Genomic DNA, 19,884 nt, shown 5'->3' on the forward strand with positions numbered 1-19,884 from the left:
ACGTTCGAGAAGATGGTGGTGAAGAAGAATACCGCCCAGACCTGAAGCCACTCGGAGGTGGTGAAGCCCAGCTCGTCAACAAACATCATCGGCATGATGACGGCAAACCCGAACAGGGAGAGGGTGTTGATGATACGCACCATGCTGGAGAGCAGAATACTGCGGTTGGTGTAGAGCAGCGTCGCTGCACGGCCCAGCTCGGCGAATTTTTCCCGGGTGGAGAGATTATGCATGTGCGTTGGGGTTTTGACGCTGCGCAGGGATACCATGGCGATGACTCCCCCTGCCAGACAAAACGCCAGTGCCAGCCACAGGGTGCCCATCTCCCCGATGTGCGGAATGGTAAAGCTCGGAATATAACTGCCCGCCACGCCAATACCTACGGAATAAACCGCCCAGTACCAGCCCAGCGCCGAGCTGGATTTATCGCTACGCACATTATGAATAATGACCACGATGAAGGCGTACAAAAATAACGGATAGGCCAGGCCGCGGATCCCGTAAAACAGCAGCATTAATGCGTAATTTGCCTGACCCAGACCAAAAACGAGAAACAGGACGTGGAAAACGCACCACAGCACGAAGCCAATCAGCATGGTTTTTTGCGGGGTGATGATTTCAGCCACCACGCCGGAGATCCACGCGGAGAGCGCCGCCGCGAGACCGTAGAGCGTGAAGGCGAAAGAGGCTTCAGCAGGCGTGAAGCCCAGTGATTTAATATAGTGCGACAGGAATGCCAGCTCGAAACCGTCACCCGTCATAAAGACCGCAATCGCCAGATATCCCCATAGCAGGTTCAGCGGTAATCCCAGCCACTGTTTATTTATTTCGGACATATTGACCTCGTTTGTAGCGTACAGGTAAGCCCACACCGGAAATATTCCGGCGTGAGTTTTCTTATTGTCTTTTTCTCTAAATATACTGACGTGTATTTATTCTCTGATTACTGTCGCAGTCTGTTGTAACTGCTTATAAGCCTCGTATCGACGCAGATGAAGGGACTGATAGTTCGCTTGCGGATAGAAATATTTATCCACGTGGGTAAATTGTTTCATGGCATCGGTCACTGAAGGCGCTATATTTCCCGCCACCGCCCCGAGAATGGCCGAACCCAGTAATACCGGTTCGCTGCATTGGGTCGCTAACACCGGCAGCCCGCAGGTATCTGCCAGCAGCTGGCGAACGAAAGGGTGCTGGCCCGCGCCGCCGCTGATAACGATATTTTCGGTCTGTACGCCGCATTCACGCTGGGCGTCAATGATTTGTCGCAAACCGTAACCGATACCACACAGACCGGCCACATACAGTGCCATCAGGTTATTGATATCGTTCTCCATGCCCAGCCCGCAGATCGTGGCCCGCGCATGGGGATCGGCAAAGGGCGCGCGGTTACCCAGAAATTCGGGTACCACGTGCAGTCCTGCTGCCAGGTTCACCGCCTCTGAGGCGGTGGCGAAGGTCTGTAAAAGCCGGTCCGCCAGGTAAACCGGCAGCGGCAGGTCTGACTCCTGTGCCAGCTGGCGCGCTTGCGGTGCGGCAGGATGGAAACTTAATAACCGATCGATAGCGGCACCCGCGGCGCTTTGTCCGCCCTCAATCAGCCACAGCCCAGGTACCATCGCGCTAAAATAAGGCCCCCAGACGCCGGGCACAAAAACGGCGCTCTCGGCGCTGGTCATGGTGCACGATGAGGTGCCAAAAACATACGCGAGATTGTTCAGCGCGCCGCCGCCAACGCCCAACGTCCCGATGCCGCCAGCGTGGGCATCAATTAACCCTACCGCCACCGGCGTGCCTGGCAGCAAGCCCATCTCACGCGCGGCCTGCTCCGTTAAGCCCTCGCCGCAAGGGGTGCCGGGGGCGGCAATATGCTGCCCTATGCGGACAAAATCTTCTCCGGCCAGCTCGTCCAGGCCAACGGTGCGGAAATAGTCCGGGTCCCAGCGATTCTCATGGGCCAGCCACGTCCATTTACAGGTTACGGTACAGATGGAACGGTTGAGATCGCCGGTCGCGCGCCAGGTCAGGAAATCGGCCAAATCGAAAAATTGCCAGGCGCGATCGTAGACCTCACGATGCTTTTCTTTCAGCCACAGCAGCTTGGGCGTCTCCATTTCGGGCGATATTTTTCCGCCAACATAGTCCAGCACCGGATGATGGGTGGCGTTGATGCGCTCCGCCTGGTCTGTCGCACGGTGATCCATCCAGACGATGATATTGTTTTCCGCTTCACCGTCAGGGCTGACCGCCAGCGGTTCGCCATTGTTGTCCAACACCACCAGCGAGCAGGTGGCGTCAAACCCGATGCCGGCAACGCTCTGCGGAGTCGTCCCGGAGCGCGCCAGCGCCTCGCGGATGCAGCGGCAAACGGCCTGCCAGATCTCGGCGCTGGACTGCTCCACGCGGCTTCCGCTGCGGTGCACGGTGGCAATTTTCTGCGTCGCGTGGGAAAGCAGCCTGCCGCTGAGATCGAAAATGCCCGCGCGAACGCTGCCGGAGCCGACGTCTACGCCGATAACGGTTTCTGGTGTACTCTTCATCCTTACGGCCCTTAAAGATCGACGCTGTTAGGCAGAATCACCAGATCCCGGACGGTAACGTTCTTCGAACGGGTCACCATGAACAACACCGATTCTGCGACTTCAATCGGCTGCATCAGGCTGCCGTTTGCCAGCGCTTCATCCATTTTGGCCTGCGGCCAGTCGTCGAGCAGAGCCGTCACTACCGGCCCAGGCAGAACGGCTCCGACGCGCACGCCATGTTCCGCGACCTGACGACGGGTGGTATGCACGAACGCCTGAACGGCAAATTTGGACGCGGTGTAGATCGGCTCCCAGATAACCGGCACCACGCCCGCAATGGAGCTGGTGAAGATAATATCGCCTGACTTCTGCGCAATCATATGCGGCAGTACGGCGCGAACGCAGCGGAACGCGGCGTTGATATTCAGGTTCAGTACGCGATCCCAGACGTCCGGGTCGCCTTCAGCAACCGGCCCGCCGATGTAGGCGCCTGCATTGGCGTGAAAAATATCCAGGCCGCCGGCGAGGCTGACAATGTCGCTCAGCATCGCGTCGACTTGCTCGGGTTTGAACAGATCGATTTGCAGGGCAAACGCGTTCTCGCCCAGCTCGGCGACAAGGCGCTGAAGCTTTTCGCCTTCCCGGTCGATTAACACCACCTTAGCGCCAGCGCCGAGCAGCGTTTTTGCACACTCCAGGCCAATACCCGAGGCGGCTCCAGTGATAGCAGCGACTTTGCCCTGAAGGGAACTATTCATGGAGGGGACAGAGTGATTCATTTTATAATCCTTTATGCAGAGATGATTTTTAGGGTGTGTCTGCTTTCGCGTGAAGAATGGGGGTTCTGACTGACGCGTGAAGCAAACTGCTCAATCGATGAAGCAGATCTAGCACTTGCTTATTTCTCCAGCAAGAGACATTCAAAATGAAGAGGCGATTTTGTGACGCGCGTTGAGAAAACGAAGAAAACGACCATTTACGATCTGGCGGAACTCACCGGCGTTTCTGCCAGCGCGGTGAGTGCTATTTTGAATGGCAACTGGAAGAAACGCCGCATCAGCGCCAGCCTGGCAGAGAAGGTAACCCGCATTGCACAAGAGCAGGGCTACGCGGTTAACCGTCAGGCAAGCCTGCTGCGCAGCAAGAAATCGAACGTTATCGGCATGATTGTGCCGAAATATGACAACCGCTATTTCGGCTCTATAGCGGAAAAATTCGAAGAGATGGCGCGTGCCAGAGGGCTGTTGCCGATTATTACCTGCACACGCCGACAGCCGGAACTCGAGCTGGATGCCGCCCGTGCCATGCTCTCCTGGCAGGTTGACTGGGTCATTGCCACGGGGGCGACACACCCGGACAAAATTGCTGAACTCTGTCATCAGGCGGGCGTACCTACGCTAAATCTTGATCTGCCGGGTACCCTGGCGCCCTCTATCATTTCGGATAACTACGGCGGCGCGAAGATGCTGACAGAGCGGATCCTCGCCAGCAGCTTTAAACGGTTTGGTTCGCTGGCTCCGCTGACCTTCGTGGGCGGACGCCGGAGTGATAACAACACCGCAGAGCGCCTGCGCGGGTTCCTTGATGCCCATCAGGCCCATGGGCTGACCGTTCCGGAACAGCAGCTGCTGGTCACCGGGTACTCGTCATCGCGCGTGGAGGAGCAGCTCAGAGCCACCTTCCCGTCGCCATCGACGGCGCTAAAGGGGCTGTTTGTCAATTCGACCATTTCGCTGGAGGGGGTGGTACGTTGGCTGGCCCAATACGGGCAGACCGGCCAAAATCAGCCGCCGATGGGTTGTTTTGACTGGGACCCATTTGTCTCTCTGCTGGGACATGATATTGACATGGTGCGCCAGGACGTCCCGGCGATGCTGGAGAAGGTATTTGAAATTCTCGATTCCGGTGATACCTCGGTCAGGCGTATTGAGATCCCACCGGAACTGATTGGCAGCCAGAGCGTCACGGCCTAGCCCTGACGCGTCAGCAGCCAGCGCGCGGTCTGTTCATCCGTCACCAGACCGTTTACCCAGCCGCCTTTGAGGGCGGCAAGGATCGCCGGGCGTTTATCCTCGCCGCAGGCGGCCGCAATACGTGGACACTGGCTCTGGCGAATATCGTAGCTGGTAATAAAGCGATTAATCTGGCTGTCGATGACGTTGCCGTCGGCATCGATAAAGCGTCCGAGTATTTCGCCAACGCCACCGCGCTGGGTCAACTCTTCCAGCTGTGCCTCATCGATGAACCCGTCTTTGAAGATAGGGCTCTGCCTGCCCAGCGCCCCGATGCCGACAAAAATCACATCGGCCGCATCCGCCACGGCGCAGACGTTACGGAACAGGCGGTTTGAGCACCACATCTCATGCTCCTCACTGGACTGAGCATAGCGCGGCGCCGGCCACTGGTAATATTTTCCCTGAATTTTACGCGCCAGCAGCAACGGCACATCATCGTAATAGTTACATTGCCCGTGCTCGTTCATGGCGCTGATCAGGGCGACACAGCGGGTGTTGTGGCTGTCAAAATCGATACGCTTGATGGTTTTTTTTAGCGTCAGTCCGGAGCCAATTCCGACAACCGTGGGTTTATCACCTTGCAGGTAGCGGGCCATCAGCTGATAACAGCCAAACGTCACGCTATCCAGCGCGCTTTCATTGCGGTAGACGGGCACAATGTTGCAGTGGGTCAGGTGATATTTTTCCGCGAGAAGTTGCGCATAATCGAGGCAGTTAGCGACAGGGTGATGAAGCCCAATCGAGACAATGCCTTCCTCTTTCGCGGCGGCAATCAGCCGCTGCACCACCGGTCTTGATGTGCCGAGCTGGCTGGCAATTTCGCTTTGATTAAGCCCGGCGATGTAATACATCCATGCCGCCCGCACTTTTTGATCGAGCCTGATGTCATCTTCTTTGCTCACGTTTCCCTGCCTCAAGAGTGGGGTTGAGGGCGGTCAACACCCACAACAATTGTCTGTCATTCTGGCGGGTGCTCCGCGCTGAGGCAAGCGGTTTGCTCTTTATTGGTCATTTGTTATTTGAATGGTCATTTGTTCTTTTGTGATCTGTAGCTCTTATTTTAATCAAATGATCATCTACAGTTCAGCCATAACCTCACTGGAGAACAGAACAATGACCGAGAAATACACATGGCTACATATTGGGCTGGGGTCTTTTCATCGTGCGCATCAGGCGTGGTATCTGCACCGCCTGATTGCCGGCGGCGATACGCGCTGGCACATCGCTGCGGGCAACATACGCAACGATGCTGAACATGTGGTGCAGGCGCTGGCCGCGCAGAAGGGGCGATATGTACTGGAGACCGTCAGCCCGGAAGGCGAGAGAGACTATGAAGAGATCGCCTCGATTCAGACGCTGATCCCGTGGCAGGCGGATTTGCAGCCGCTGATTGCCGAAGGGGCGAACCCGCAGACTCGGGTCATCGCGTTTACCGTGACGGAGGGGGGCTACTATCTGGATACCAGCCACAGGCTGGATGTGGCCAATGCCGATCTGGCGAGCGATATTAAGGGCGGCTGTAAAACCATCTACGGGACAATTGCCCGCATCCTCGAAGCGCGTATGGCGAACGGAGCGGGTCCGGTAACCTTGCTTAACTGTGACAACGTGCGGCATAACGGCGAGCGCTTCCACGACGGGTTGATTGAATTCTTAACCCTCAGCGGCAAACAGAGGGTCATCGACTGGCTGAGCGCTAATGCGACCTGTCCGAATACCATGGTGGATCGCATCACACCGCGTCCGGCGGCCGATCTCCCGGCGCGCATTAAGGCCCGGACGGGCATAGACGATAACGCCCCGGTTATGGGGGAACGCTTTATTCAGTGGGTGGTTGAAGACAATTTCCGCGACGTTCGTCCCGCGCTGGAAACGGTGGGCGTGGAGCTGGTGGGATCCGTCATCCCTTATGAAGAGGCGAAGATCCGCATCCTCAATGCCTCCCATAGCTGTATCGCCTGGGCGGGTACTCTGGTCGGGCAGCAGTATATCCATGAAAGCACGCTGACAGAGTTTATCTACAAGATTGCCGACCGCTACGTGACGGAAGATGTCATTCCCTGCCTGGGAGATAATGGCATCGATCTGCCAGCCTACCGCGACGTGGTGCTTAAGCGTTTTACCAACCCCTGGATTCAGGACACCAACCAGCGCGTCGCGGCCGACGGGTTCTCGAAGATCCCGGCGATGATAGCCCCAACGCTGCGTGAATGTTACCAGCGCGGGGTACGTCCTGACGCTACCGCTATGCTGCCTGCGCTGTTCTACGTCTATATGGAGCAGTGGCATCACGGCAAGCTGCCATATGAATACCAGGACGGTATCCTCAACGCCTCTGCGGTACATGCGATGTTCGAATCGGACGATCCGATAGCCCGATATGCCAGCGATACCGCCCTGTTTGGCGATCTGACCGGCCGGGAAGATTTTGCCGCGCTTCTGCGTGAAAAAATCGCTGACGTCTACGCGCTGATTAAGTGAGAGGTGGGTATGTATCTGGGCATCGATCTTGGCACATCAGAAGTAAAGGCGCTGGTCATTGACGAAAACAACGGCGTTGTCGCTACCCATAGCGCGCCGCTGACGATACAGCGTCCGAAGCCGCACTGGTCTGAACAATCGCCGGAAGCCTGGTGGGAGGCAACCGAATACCTGATTGCCACCCTCCGGGAGAAGTGCGGCCACCACTGGCAGGCGATAAAAGCCATTGGCCTTTCCGGACAGATGCACGGTGCGGTACTGCTGGATGCCGCGGGTGAACCCCTGCGTCCGGCCATCCTGTGGAATGACACCCGCTGCGCGCAGGAATGCGCAGAGCTGGAAGAGATGGCGCCCGAGTTGCACCAGGTGGCGGGGAACCTGGCAATGCCGGGGTTTACGGCACCAAAGCTGCTCTGGGTGCGCCGTCATGAGCCGCAGAACTTCAGCCGTCTCGCCACCGTGCTGCTGCCGAAGGATTATCTGCGCTTCAAAATGACCGGAAAAAAAATCTCTGATATGTCGGACTCGGCAGGGACGCTGTGGCTGGATGTGGGAAAACGAGACTGGTCGGATGCACTGCTGGAAAAATGTGGGCTGTCGCGTGCCGCCATGCCTGCGCTGGTGGAAGGGTGTGAGGTCTCGGCGCTACTCGAACCTGCGGTAGCGCAGCGGTGGGGTCTGAACCCCTCGGTTATCGTTGCCGGCGGCGGGGGAGATAACGCCGTCAGCGCGATAGGGGTTGGGGCCGTTTCGCCGGGCGATGCGTTTATTTCGCTGGGAACCTCCGGCGTGCTGTTTGTGGTCACAGATGCCTACCGTCCGGCGCCCCAGTCTGCCGTGCACGCGTTCTGTCACGTGCTGCCAAACCTGTGGCATCAGATGAGCGTGATGTTAAGCGCCGCCAGTTGTCTACAGTGGTTTTGCCGTCTGGTGGGCGTCACGGAGCTGGCATTGCTTGAGGAGATCGCCCAGCTAAGCGATGCGGAGAAAGCGAGCGCGCCGATGTTCCTGCCGTACCTTTCCGGGGAACGTACGCCGCATAACGATCCCTGTGCACGGGGCATGTTCTGGGGGCTAACGCACTCCAGCCAGCGTGCGCTGATGGGGTATGCGGTGCTGGAAGGCGTCAGCTTCGGTATTGCCGATGGCCTTCGCGTGTTGCAGGAGAGCGGCACGCAGATTGAACAGTGCTCCCTCGTCGGCGGCGGGGCGCGGAGCCCCTTCTGGGCCCAGCTGCTGGCCGATATTCTGGCGATGCCGGTGGTGACGCATAAGGGCGGCGAAACCGGCGGTGCGCTGGGGGCTGCACGGCTGGCCTGTCTCGCAGCCGGTAAGCCGCTGGCTTCCGTGTGCGAAAAACCTGAAGTCTATAAAACCTGGCGCAGCGATCCGGCGCGCCACCGTGCGCTGATGACGCGTTACCAGCAGTTTAACGCGCTTTACCAAAACGACCTGAACTACCGAAACCCATAATTCTGTGGCAAAGACCCTCCGGCGATGCTGCCGGAGCGGTTCCCTGTACCCTAAAAACGAGGTCAATATGTCGTTAAATAACAAACAATGGCTGGGATTACCCCTGAGTCTGGTCTGGGGGTATATCGCTATCGCGGTCTTTATGACGGGCGATGGTTTCGAGCTGGCATTCCTGTCGCACTATATTAAGGCGCTGGGCTTCACGCCTGCTGAAGCCTCTTTCGCCTTCACGCTCTACGGTCTCGCGGCGGCGCTCTCCGCATGGATTTCCGGCGTGGTGGCTGAAATCATCACCCCGCAAAAAACCATGCTGATTGGCTTCGTCCTGTGGTGCGTTTTCCACGTCCTGTTTCTCGTTTTTGGTCTGGGTCAGGCAAATTACGCATTAATTCTGCTGTTCTACGGGATCCGCGGCCTGGCCTATCCGCTGTTCCTCTATGCCTTTATCGTCGCCATTGTGCATAACGTTCGCAGCGACAGTACCAGCGCGGCGCTGGGCTGGTTCTGGGCGGTTTACTCTATCGGCATCGGCGTGTTCGGCAGCTACATTCCGAGCTTTACCATTCCGCACATCGGGGAGATGGGCACCCTGTGGCTGGCGCTGGCATTCTGCGTAACCGGCGGGATCATTGCGCTGGTCTCTATGCGTAAGGTGGAAACGCCACGGCATATGCAGACTCTCTCCACCCGGGAAAAATTCGCCGAGCTGGGCCGTGCGGCGACGCTGCTCTACACCAACCGCAGTATTCTGCTCTCCAGCATGGTGCGTATCATCAATACCCTCTCCCTGTTCGGGTTTGCCGTCATCATGCCGATGATGTTTGTTGACGAACTGGGCTTCACCACCTCCGAGTGGCTTCAGGTCTGGGCGGTATTCTTCTTCACCACCATCTTCTCGAACGTCTTCTGGGGCGTGGTGGCGGAAAAAATGGGCTGGATGCGGGTGGTGCGCTGGTTTGGCTGCATCGGGATGGCGCTCTCGAGCCTGGCGTTTTACTACATTCCGCAGCACTTCGGGCATAACTTTGCCATGGCGCTGGTCCCGGCCATCGCGCTGGGGATTTTTGTGGCGGCCTTCGTACCGATGGCGGCGGTGTTCCCGGCGCTGGAGCCGCGGCACAAGGGGGCGGCGATTTCGGTGTATAACCTGTCAGCCGGTCTGTCTAACTTCCTTGCGCCGGCGATTGCCGTGGTGCTGCTGCCCTGGTTCAGCACGCTCGGCGTGGTCATTGCCTACACGGCGCTGTATGTCGTGGCCTTCATCCTGTGTCCGTTTATTCGGGTTGAACAGCCTGGGTTTGTTCGTCAGGAAACCTGTAAGGGTGAAACGGTCGGAATTTCGTAATTTATTCAGGCCTGACGGCAGCGTCGGGCCATTCACGGAGACGTATGATGGATGTTAAGGCGGTAATTTTTGACATGGATGGCGTCATCATTGACTCCGAAGGCCTGTGGCGTCAGGCGCAGAAAGCAGCTCTGGCAGGCTGGCGTGCTGAGGTCAGCGACGAAGAGTGTGAGTCACTGACGAAAGGCAAGCGGCTGGATGAGATTGCCCGGACCTGGTGCGAATACTGCAAACTTGAGGCCGATCCTGAAATGATTGAAGCGGCCATTCGTCTGCGCATCATCGAACTGATTGGCCGGGAAGGCAAAGCGATAGAGGGCATCTACGACGTGATGTCGTATTTTCGTGAGGCAGGTTACCGGATTGCACTTGCCACCTCTTCGTCGCATGAAATCGTGCATGCGGTGCTTAAGAAACTCAGGATGGGTCACTATTTTGAGGTCATTTGCAGCGCCGACGATGAACGCTACGGAAAACCGCACCCTGCCGTCTATCTCTCGGCGCTGCGAAAATTAGGCCTGACGGCCTCGCAGTGCATAGTGATTGAGGACAGCCAGAGCGGCTACCGTGCCGCCCTTAGTGCGGGGCTCAAAACCCTCATCGTCTCGCCAGCGTGCCATCATGCCAGCTTTAACAATGCCAGTGGCCGGTATGCGTCTATGCATGCGCTGCTGGAAAAGCTTGCCGTTCCAGCCCCGGAAGCGGGTTAGTTGACTGATTTGTAAGCGCAGAAGTTTCCGCGGGTTGTTGCCGGTCAGCATATTCCTGCTTCTGCGCTTACCTTCAAATAACGTCTCCCGATCAACCTCACATTTCCCCGCGCTTTTGTGAAAATTGTCACGTCCGACCGTGCATATGCCCAAAAAATAGCCTCTCCTTAACGCGTTTTGTCCGAGGACGTGCTGATTTTTTATGCTTAAATTACATACTGAAACGCATTTTTAAAATCATAAAACCCCTTTGTCATTTTCTGCTTCTGGGCTTTTCGCCGGACTTAAGGACCGATAATGAAAATTGAATCTGTAAACGTCACTGTTTTTCAGTACCCGACGCGTCGGGTCTCTGACGCCGCGGGGCATTCGCATCCGGGGCCGGAGAGCATGGCCAAAATGGCGATGCTGACCATCACGGCAGAAGAGGGCACCCGCGGATATTCGTTCGCGCCGCCGGAAGTGGTGCGCCCCTTTGTGGTCAATACCTTCTTTCGCAAAGTGCTGGTGGGGCAGGACGCATTCAACCGGGAACGCATCTGGCAGGATCTGGCGCACTGGCAGCGGGGAAGCGCGCATCAGCTGACCGAGCGTGCGCTGGGCTTCGTTGAACAGGCGCTGTGGGATCTGATTGGCCGTAAGCTCAACCTGCCGGTCTGGAAACTGCTTGGCGGCTATCGCGATAAGGTGCCGGCCTATGGCAGCACCATGTGCGGCGACGATCTGCCGGGCGGATTATCCACGCCGGAGGAGTACGCCAGCTTTGCCGAAAAGCTGGTGGCGCGCGGTTACAAGGCCATCAAGCTGCACACCTGGATGCCGCCGGTCTCTTTCGCCCCCAATCCAAAGATGGACGTCAAAGCCTGTGCCGCCGTGCGTGAAGCGGTTGGCCCGGACATTGACCTGATGATTGACGGCTACCACTGGTACAGCCGTACCGAGGCGCTGTACATCGGCAAAGCGCTGGAAAAGCTTGACTTCGCCTGGTTTGAAGAGCCGATGGAAGAGGAGAGCATGGCCTCCTACGCGTGGCTGGCGGAGAACCTCTCAATTCCGGTTATCGGCCCGGAAAGCCTGGGCGGAAAGCACCACAGCCGCGCGGACTGGATCAAAGCCGGGGCGTGCGACATCCTGCGCGCGGGGTCGAACGGCGTGGGCGGCATTTCCCCAACGCTGAAGGTGGCGAACCTGGCGGAATCTTTTGGCATGGACTGCGAAATACACGGCAACGGCGCGGCCAGCCTGGCGGTGATTGGCGCCATCAAAAACTGCCGCTGGTACGAGCGCGGCCTGCTGCACCCGTTCCTCGACTACGACCAACCGGCGGCGTACCTCAACAGCCTGGTGGACCCGATGGACGAAAACGGCATGGTCAGTCTGCCGACCCGCCCGGGACTGGGCGAAGACATTAATTTTGCATATATCGAAGCCAATACCGTCAGCCACGACTGACAGATAAAAACGTACCCTACAGGCGATATATACATGAAACGATCTCCCTTAGCCGGGGCGTGCTTGCTCGCGCTCTCGCTGATGATGGGGAGCGGTGCGGCGTACGCGAAAACGCCGCCCGACCAGCTCATCATCGGCATGAACATGAATAACCTGCTGACCCTCGATCCGGCGGCAATGACCGGTAACGAAGTGGTCGGCATTGTGGTCAATCTCTACGACTCGCTGGTGGAGCTGGACCCGAACGCGCTCACCAACGTCAGGCCCGCGCTGGCGACGTCCTGGGATATTTCGACGGACCGTAAAACCCTGACCTTTCACCTGCGTGACGACGTTAAATTCCACTCTGGCAACCCGCTTACGGCGGAGGATGTGGTCTGGTCGATGCGCCGTCTGCTGCACCTCAACCTTGCCCAGGCCTCGGTGTGGAAGTCGTATGGATTTTCTAAGCAAAACATCGACAGCCAAATCAGCGCCCCCGATGCCTACACGGTGCAAATTGTTCTGCCTAAGCCTAACGATCCGCAGCTGGTGATCTACTCCCTCGGCGCGCTCGGCAACCTCGGCGTGCTCGACAGCAAAACGGTGCAGCAGCACGCGGTGAATAACGACTGGGGCAACCGCTGGCTTACCACCAACGAAGCGGGTTCCGGCCCGTTTATGCTGGAAACCTGGCAGGCGAAGGATGTGCTGCGCATGCAGCGCAACCCGCAATACTGGCGGGAAGAACCCAAAATGAGCCGGGTGGTGCTGCGTCATTTCCAGGAGTCACAAACCCTGCGCCTGATGATTGAGAAAGGCGACCTCGACGTTGCCAACAACATGGCGGTGGCGGACATTAACGCCCTGCGCAAAGACCCGCAGCTCACCGTCGAAGCCGTGCAGAAAGGCACGGTCTACTACGTGGCGATGAGCATGAAAGAGGCCCATTTCGCTAACCCGAAGGTGCGCGAAGCGGTGCGCTACTTGATTGACTATCAGGGCATCAATAAAGCGCTGATGCCGGGCTACGGCGTGCTGCACCAGCGCCCGATCAAGGCGGGTATGCCGTCCACGCTGCCGGACCCGGGCTATAGGCTCGATATCCCGCGCGCCAGAAAGCTGCTGGCGGAGGCGGGCTACCCGGACGGGTTTGACACCACCCTGCGGGTGCTGGCGGATCAGCCGTTCCTCAATATCGCCATCGCCGTGCAGTCGACGCTGATGCAGGCGGGCATCAACGCCAAAATCATCACCGGCACCGGGAACCAGATTTACGGCGCAATGCGCGAGCGCAAGTTCGACATGCTGGTGGGGCGCGGCGGTAGCGGCGTCGAACCCCATCCGCACTCCAGCCTGCGGGCGTTGGTCTATAACCCGGACAACAGCGATGAAGCCCGTCTGACCAACTTCCAGGGCTGGCGTACCAGCTTCTACGACAAGCCGCTCAACGAAATGATCGACAAGGCCCTGCTGGAGCGCGATCCGGAAAAACAGATCGCCGACTACCAGCAGATCCAGGTCCGCTACGACGCGCTGATCCCGGCGATGATCCCCCTGTCACAGATGGTCGATTCGGTGGTGGTGCGTAACGAGGTGAAGAACTTCCAGTCGCACCCGTCGGCCACCACCTTCCTGCGTGAGGTCTACAAAACCGGAGGTGACAAATGAGTGTGGCAATTCTCGCGCCCGGCTCACGGACCCGGCGCTTCTCAAAGCGGTTAACGCAGGTGGTGGTGACGCTGTTCGGTCTGCTGCTGCTGACCTTTTTCATCGGTCGCGTAATGCCCGTCGATCCGGTGCTGGCGATTGTCGGACCGGATGCCGACCACAGCACCTATCAGCAGGTCTATCACCAGCTGGGATTCGACCGGTCGCTGCTGGCTCAGTTCGGTATTTACCTCAATAACCTGCTGCACGGCGATCTGGGCAATGCCCTGCTGACGGGTAAACCGGTGACTGCCGATATTCTGCGCGTCTTCCCGGCGACGCTCGAGCTGGCGACGATGGCGATTATCGTCGGTGCGGGTCTGGGCATTCCGCTGGGCGTACTGGCGGCGGCGCGGCGCAACAGCGTTTCCGACTACGTGGTGCGCATCATCAGTCTGGCGGGTTATTCCACGCCGATTTTCTGGGTCGGGATGATGGGGCTGCTGCTGTTCTACGCCTGGCTTGGCTGGGTGGGGGGCGCGGGGCGTCTGGATCTCGGACTGGAGGGGGTAGTCCCGCGCCGTACCGGGCTGATGACGGTGGATGCATTGCTGGCCGGAAACGGCGCGGTGTTCTGGAACGCCATTAACCATCTGGTTTTGCCCGCGTCGTTGCTCGGCTTCCACTCGCTGGCCTACATCAGCCGCATGACCCGCAGCTTTATGCTGGCGCAGCTGTCGCAGGAGTTCATTATCACTGCCCGGGTGAAGGGCTTAACTGAACGTCAGGTGATCTGGAATCACGCGTTTCGCAACATTCTCGTGCAGCTCCTGACGGTAGTGGCGCTGGCCTACGGCTCGCTGCTGGAGGGGGCGGTGCTGATTGAAACCGTCTTCTCCTGGCCGGGCTTCGGTTCGTATCTCACCGGCAGCCTGCTGCTCGGGGATATGAACGCGGTCATGGGCTGCGTGCTGCTGGTGGGGGTCATCTTCGTGATGCTGAACCTGCTCTCCGACATGCTGTATCAACTCTTTGACCCGAGGACGAAATCATGACCGTTTCTCTGGATTCGCCGCTGGGGACCGGGCCATCCGAACGCCGCCAGCGTATCAGACGCACGCTGGGCCGCGCCGCGGGCTTCGTCGGCAAGATGGCGCGCAATCCGCTCACCGCCATCGGCGGCGGGATTATCCTGCTGCTGCTGATTGTGGCGGCGTTTGCCCCGCTGATCGCGCCGTACAACCCGCTGGTGCAGGACCTCAATAACGCGCTGGTCGCCCCGAACGCACTGCACTGGTTCGGCACCGACGAGTTTGGCCGGGACATCTTCAGCCGGCTGGTGTACGGCGCGCGCATCACGCTCTACATCGTGCTGCTGGTCTCCGTGACCGTTGGCCCGCTGGGGCTGCTGCTGGGCGTCACCGCAGGCTACTTCGGCGGCAGGGTGGACGCGGTGCTGATGCGCGTCACCGATATCTTTATCTCCTTCCCGAGCCTGGTGCTGGCGCTGGCGTTTGTCGCGGCGCTCGGGCCGGGGCTGGAGCACGTGGTGATTGCGATTACGCTCACCGCCTGGCCGCCGATTGCCCGTCTGGCGCGCGCCGAAACCCTCTCTCTGCGCCAGGCCGATTTTGTCTCGGCCGTGCGGCTTCAGGGTGCTTCCCCGGTGCGCGTACTGTGGCGTCACATTGTCCCGCTGTGCCTGCCGTCAGTGATTATCCGCATCACCATGAACATGGCGGGGATCATTCTCACCGCCGCCGGGCTGGGCTTTCTTGGCCTTGGCGCACAGCCGCCGGAGCCGGAGTGGGGAGCGATGATCTCCAGCGGTCGTACCTACATGATGGAGTGCTGGTGGGTGGTGACTATTCCGGGGCTGGCGATCCTGATCAACAGTCTGGCGTTCAACTTCTTAGGAGATGGCCTGCGTGACATCCTCGATCCTCGTAGCGAATAACCCGATGCTCGACGTGCGCGATCTCCACGTCGATTTTATCAACGGCGACGCGGTCACCCACGCGGTGCGCGGCGTCTCTTTCCAGCTCGGACGCGAAAAGCTGGCGATTGTCGGTGAATCCGGTTCCGGTAAATCCACCGTCGGGCGGGCGCTGCTACGCCTGCATCCGGCCAAAGCGCAGATCCGCGCGGCGCGGATGCAGTTTGGCGATGTCGATTTACAGGCCGTCAGCGAGGCGCAGATGCGCGGCATTCGCGGCAAGCGCATCTCGATGATCATGCAGGACCCGAAATACTCCCTTAACCCGGTGGTGTGCGTGGGCGACCAAATTGCCGAAGCCTGGCTGACCCATCATCCGGGGCGCAAGGCGGAAGCCAAAGCCAGAGTGCTGGAGATGCTCGACGTGGTGCGCATTCGCCAGCCGGAGCGGGTGTATCACCTCTGTCCGCACGAGATTTCCGGCGGGCAGGGGCAACGCATCATGATCGCCATGATGCTGATCGCCGATCCCGAGCTGGTCATTGCCGACGAGCCGACTTCGGCGCTGGACGTGTCGGTGCGCTTGCAGGTGCTGGGGTTACTGGATGACCTGGTGCAGTCCCGCGGTCTGGGGCTGATCTTTATCAGCCACGACATCAACCTGGTGCGCAGCTTCTGCGACCGGGTGCTGGTGATGTACGCCGGACGGGTGGTGGAGTCGATTGCCGCGAAGGATCTGCACAACGCCAGGCATCCCTACACCCAGGGGCTCATCAGCGCGCTACCGGAAATCAACCATCGCCGACCGACGCTGCCGGTATTACAGCGTCAGGCCAGCTGGCTCACCGAGTAAGGAGCAGAGATGATCGAGATACAACACCTTAACCTGACGTTTGGCGAGGGCGAGAAGCGTAATCAGGTGCTGGACGATGTGAATATCAGTGTGAGGGACGGCGAGATTTACGGCCTGGTGGGGGAGTCCGGTTCGGGCAAAACCACGGTGCTGAAATGCCTTGCCGGGCTGTTTACCCACTGGGAGGGCGAGCTGGCGATTAACGGCAAGCGGCTGGAAAAACGTATCAGCCAGGAACGCTGCCGCCGGGTGCAGATGGTATTTCAGGATCCGTACGGCTCTTTGCATCCGCGTCACACCATCGGCGATATTCTGGAAGAGCCGCTGCACATTCACCGCATAAAAAATCGGGAGCGGCGCGTTCACGCCCTGCTGGATAAAGTTGGGCTTAACCGGGCGTTTCGCGATCGCTATCCGCACCAGCTTTCCGGCGGGCAGCGCCAGCGCGTGGCGATTGCCAGGGCGCTGATTCTGGAGCCGCAGGTGCTGCTGCTGGATGAACCTACCTCGGCGCTGGACGTCTCGGTTCAGGCGGAAATCCTCAACCTGCTGGCGGAACTTCAGCGTGAGTCGAACCTGACCTACCTGATGGTCACCCACGATCTGGGCGTGATTGCCCATCTGTGTCAGAAGGTGGCGGTAATGCAGTATGGCAAAATCCTTGAAAGCCTGACGGTGGACGAACTGGTCGCCGGGCAGGCCAAAACCGACTATACGCGGATGCTGGTCAATGCCTCACAGCAGTATTCCCGCGAGATGGCGCGGGAGGTGGCGGTGTATTAGGTAGCCGGGTGGCGGCTACGCGATCGGTCCTGTAGGCCGGGTAAGGCGTAGCCGCCACCCGGCAAACCATCAGCGCAAGAGCTGACAATCCGGCGGTAATCGGCACTGCAACGCGCCCGGAACAACTTCGATGCGGAATTTCTCTCCGCTCAGCGGTTCGCCATCAAGGTTAAAGGTCATGCCGTGTGGGGCGATCACTTCAAACCACGCGGATTTCCCGGCGATGATATTGGGGCTCTCCTCTGGCTGCGTCAGCGTCGTAAACAGCGCGGGCAGCAGCCCGTCGCCAGTAAAAATGCGCAACTGTAGCTGACCATCATTAATCAGGGCTTCCGGGCAAAGCTGCTGTCCGCCGCCTGCCTGACGTCCGTTGCCGATACCAATCACCAGCGCGTCGCCCTGCCAGTGGAAGTTCTCACCGTGGATTTCACAGCTGTCGGGCTTGAGGGTGTCCATGCGCATCAGGCCGTGAATGAGGTACGAGACGCCGCCCAGCGCGGCTTTCAGCTTCTCCGGCGTTTCGCTGGTGATCCGCGTGCCGAAACCGCCCGTTGCCATGTTGATAAAACAAGTTCTTTCATTCACCTGCGCAATGTCGACGGCGGTCGCTTTCCCGAGGATAGCCAGTTGCAGCGCTTTGCCTAAATCCTCAGGTATGCCGGCGCTGGTGGCAAAATCATTGGCGGTACCGAGCGGTAAAATGCCCATCACCGGGCGATGTGCTGTGTTGAGGTCAATAAGCGCACCAGCGATCTCGTTGATTGTTCCGTCGCCGCCGCCTGAAATGATGGTCTCAGCGCCTAACCTGATGCCTTCGTCGATATAGCGTGCCGCATCGCCTTTTTCAAAGGTCACCCGCACGTGAATGCGCGCGCCATCTTCACGCAATTCGGTGATCGCCTGGCGCAACAGATCGTTGCCTGCACTTTTGCCATTGAGAATTAATAAACTGTCTGGATAGGATGCCATCCGGGTTGCTCCCTTTTTTAACTATAGAAAGAGTGTATCCCAGAGAAGGAAAAAGCGGGTAAGAACAGGATGAAAGGCAAAAAATAAGCCCGCGTAAGGGAGATTACGCAGGCTAAGGAGGTGGTTCCTTGTACAGCTAGCATTTATGGGTTATGTTTTTCAGCGGGGGGATAATACCCGTATTGAACGAAGCGGTATGTGATCCGATTCTAAGAATTATCCCAGCGTGAAAAAATCCCGTTGATTGACTATTTGCCGTGTGGATTTCGGGTATTTTCACCTTCAAAATTACGCATCAGCAGCGCAAACTCCAGCTCTACCTCTTCAGGAACCGGCAGCCAGACCACATGGCCGTCGCCAGGAGCGACCTCTATCGCCTCACCTTTTTTGTTTTCCAGGTGCTCCAGGCGGAAGTTCATGTTGCCCTGAGGCGTCATCAGCTCCAGGCTGTCGCCTTTAGTGAATTTGTTTTTTACGGCGACGGCGGCCAGCGGACCTTTACGTTCGCCGGTGAAGTCGCCTACAAACTGCTGGCGTTCGGAAATCGAGTAGCCATGCTCGTAGTTCTGGTAGTCGTCGTGGGTGTGACGGCGCAGGAAACCTTCGGTATAGCCGCGATGCGCCAGACCTTCCAGCGTTTCCAGCAGGCTGGTGTCGAACGGTTTGCCGGCGGCGGCATCGTCGATGGCTTTGCGATACACCTGTGCGGTACGGGCGCAGTAGTAGTAAGACTTGGTGCGGCCTTCGATTTTCAGGGAGTGTACGCCCATCTGGGTTAAACGCTCGACGTGTGCGATGGCGCGCAGATCTTTGGAGTTCATGATGTAGGTGCCATGCTCGTCTTCGAAGGCGGTCATGTATTCGCCCGGACGTTTGGCTTCTTCGATCATAAACACGCTGTCGGTAGGCGCGCCGATACCCAGCGTTGGCTCAACGTTGGTGACCGGGATCGGCTCGTGTTTGTGCACGATATTGCCGATGTCATCTTCTTTGCCTTCCTGAACATTATATTCCCAGCGGCAGGCGTTGGTGCAGGTGCCCTGGTTCGGGTCACGCTTGTTGATGTAGCCAGAGAGCAGGCAGCGGCCGGAGTAGGCCATGCACAGCGCGCCGTGAACGAAGATTTCGATCTCCATATCCGGCACCTGGGTGCGGATCTCTTCGATCTCTTCGAGGGACAGCTCGCGGGACAGAATGACGCGGGTCAGCCCCATCTGTTTCCAGAATTTCACCGTTGCCCAGTTGACGGCGTTAGCCTGCACCGAGAGGTGAATGTCCATCTCCGGGAAGTTCTCCCGAACCAGCATGATTAAACCCGGGTCCGACATGATCAGCGCGTCCGGCCCCATCTCCACGACCGGCTTCAGGTCGCGAATGAACGTTTTCAGCTTGGCGTTGTGCGGCGCGATGTTCACCACCACGTAGAATTTTTTGCCCAGGGCATGCGCTTCATTGATGCCGAGCTGAAGATTCTCGTGGTTGAATTCGTTGTTACGCACGCGCAGCGAGTAGCGCGGCTGGCCCGCGTAAACGGCGTCGGCACCATAGGCGAAAGCGTAACGCATATTTTGCAGCGTTCCCGCCGGGGAAAGGAGTTCCGGTTTAAACATGTTTGTTCTCGTTCTGATGACAGGTCAGATCCGCGTGCACCTGGTGCAGCGGTAAGGGGAGATCCCCCACTTTAAGGGCGGGCATTGTAGCGCTGCGGGGCGGGGA

At 58.5% G+C, this 19,884-nt stretch carries 17 protein-coding genes; 11 read left to right on the top strand and 6 right to left on the bottom strand.

Features of this window, described 5'->3' with window-relative positions; genetic code table 11:
* The 3 genes from ACOTYH_RS05540 to ACOTYH_RS05550 form a co-directional block, all read right to left on the bottom strand.
* On the bottom strand, positions 1-836 hold an 836-nt coding region (locus ACOTYH_RS05540; RefSeq protein WP_154815619.1), incomplete at its 3' end, for an MFS transporter.
* A gap of 96 nt (positions 837-932) precedes the next feature.
* Positions 933-2,540 (bottom strand): FGGY-family carbohydrate kinase, encoded by a 1,608-nt coding sequence (locus ACOTYH_RS05545; protein ID WP_058689075.1) that lies wholly within the window; start codon positions 2,538-2,540, stop codon positions 933-935.
* 11 nt (positions 2,541-2,551) lie between these two features.
* Complete coding sequence (locus ACOTYH_RS05550) at positions 2,552-3,301, bottom strand: SDR family oxidoreductase (RefSeq protein ID WP_162230620.1); 750 nt, start codon at positions 3,299-3,301, stop codon at positions 2,552-2,554.
* A 162-nt stretch (positions 3,302-3,463) separates the two neighbouring features.
* Between ACOTYH_RS05550 and ACOTYH_RS05555 the strand changes: the two genes are divergently transcribed.
* Positions 3,464-4,495, top strand: coding sequence for a substrate-binding domain-containing protein (locus ACOTYH_RS05555; RefSeq protein WP_017383562.1), 1,032 nt, complete (start codon positions 3,464-3,466; stop codon positions 4,493-4,495).
* Here the strand turns inward: ACOTYH_RS05555 and ACOTYH_RS05560 are convergent.
* On the bottom strand, positions 4,492-5,439 hold the full coding sequence (locus tag ACOTYH_RS05560) for a sugar-binding transcriptional regulator (protein ID WP_023295033.1): 948 nt from the start codon (positions 5,437-5,439) through the stop codon (positions 4,492-4,494). The two genes, ACOTYH_RS05555 and ACOTYH_RS05560, sit on opposite strands and share 4 nt — an antisense overlap.
* Positions 5,440-5,650: 211 nt before the next feature.
* Between ACOTYH_RS05560 and dalD the strand changes: the two genes are divergently transcribed.
* The 10 genes from dalD to ACOTYH_RS05610 all read left to right on the top strand — a co-directional run bounded on the left by dalD (position 5,651) and on the right by ACOTYH_RS05610 (position 17,199).
* Complete coding sequence (dalD, locus tag ACOTYH_RS05565; protein ID WP_032104897.1) at positions 5,651-7,018, top strand: D-arabinitol 4-dehydrogenase; 1,368 nt, start codon at positions 5,651-5,653, stop codon at positions 7,016-7,018.
* A gap of 9 nt (positions 7,019-7,027) precedes the next feature.
* Positions 7,028-8,491, top strand: a complete 1,464-nt coding sequence (gene xylB / locus ACOTYH_RS05570) for a xylulokinase (RefSeq protein WP_015572354.1) — start codon at positions 7,028-7,030, stop codon at positions 8,489-8,491.
* Positions 8,492-8,558: 67 nt separating this feature from the next.
* Entirely contained in the window at positions 8,559-9,836 is a 1,278-nt protein-coding gene (locus ACOTYH_RS05575; RefSeq protein WP_017693074.1) for an RbtT/DalT/CsbX family MFS transporter, read from the top strand.
* A 44-nt stretch (positions 9,837-9,880) separates the two neighbouring features.
* Positions 9,881-10,546: an HAD family hydrolase gene (locus ACOTYH_RS05580; protein ID WP_080296615.1), complete on the top strand. Its 666-nt coding sequence runs from the start codon at positions 9,881-9,883 to the stop codon at positions 10,544-10,546.
* A gap of 297 nt (positions 10,547-10,843) precedes the next feature.
* Entirely contained in the window at positions 10,844-11,998 is a 1,155-nt protein-coding gene (locus tag ACOTYH_RS05585) for a mandelate racemase family protein (RefSeq protein ID WP_015572356.1), read from the top strand.
* Between the two features lie 33 nt (positions 11,999-12,031).
* A complete protein-coding gene (locus ACOTYH_RS05590; protein WP_203453000.1) occupies positions 12,032-13,648 on the top strand; it encodes an ABC transporter substrate-binding protein in 1,617 nt (538 codons plus the stop codon).
* Positions 13,645-14,682 (top strand): ABC transporter permease, encoded by a 1,038-nt coding sequence (locus ACOTYH_RS05595; protein ID WP_017693076.1) that lies wholly within the window; start codon positions 13,645-13,647, stop codon positions 14,680-14,682. Before ACOTYH_RS05590 ends, ACOTYH_RS05595 begins: the two co-directional genes overlap by 4 nt.
* On the top strand, positions 14,679-15,584 hold the full coding sequence (locus ACOTYH_RS05600) for an ABC transporter permease (protein ID WP_045142415.1): 906 nt from the start codon (positions 14,679-14,681) through the stop codon (positions 15,582-15,584). Before ACOTYH_RS05595 ends, ACOTYH_RS05600 begins: the two co-directional genes overlap by 4 nt.
* Positions 15,556-16,416, top strand: coding sequence for an ABC transporter ATP-binding protein (locus ACOTYH_RS05605; protein WP_032104614.1), 861 nt, complete (start codon positions 15,556-15,558; stop codon positions 16,414-16,416). The genes ACOTYH_RS05600 and ACOTYH_RS05605 overlap by 29 nt, the downstream gene beginning before the upstream one ends.
* Positions 16,417-16,425: 9 nt before the next feature.
* On the top strand, positions 16,426-17,199 hold the full coding sequence (locus ACOTYH_RS05610; RefSeq protein WP_023295028.1) for an ABC transporter ATP-binding protein: 774 nt from the start codon (positions 16,426-16,428) through the stop codon (positions 17,197-17,199).
* A 69-nt stretch (positions 17,200-17,268) separates the two neighbouring features.
* Here ACOTYH_RS05610 and yegS read toward each other — a convergent pair whose 3' ends face one another.
* The gene (gene yegS / locus ACOTYH_RS05615; RefSeq protein WP_015572360.1) at positions 17,269-18,168 is read right to left on the bottom strand and encodes a lipid kinase YegS; all 900 of its coding nucleotides are present in this window, start codon (positions 18,166-18,168) and stop codon (positions 17,269-17,271) included.
* Positions 18,169-18,416: 248 nt separating this feature from the next.
* Positions 18,417-19,778 carry a tRNA 5-hydroxyuridine modification protein YegQ gene (gene yegQ / locus ACOTYH_RS05620; RefSeq protein WP_017383261.1) on the bottom strand — a complete coding sequence of 454 codons (1,362 nt, stop codon included), beginning with the start codon at positions 19,776-19,778 and terminating at the stop codon, positions 18,417-18,419.
* Positions 19,779-19,884 lie beyond the last annotated feature (106 nt).

This window comes from Enterobacter cloacae complex sp. SHL001 (assembly GCF_049236825.1).
Classification (GTDB): Bacteria; Pseudomonadota; Gammaproteobacteria; order Enterobacterales; family Enterobacteriaceae; genus Enterobacter; species Enterobacter hormaechei_C.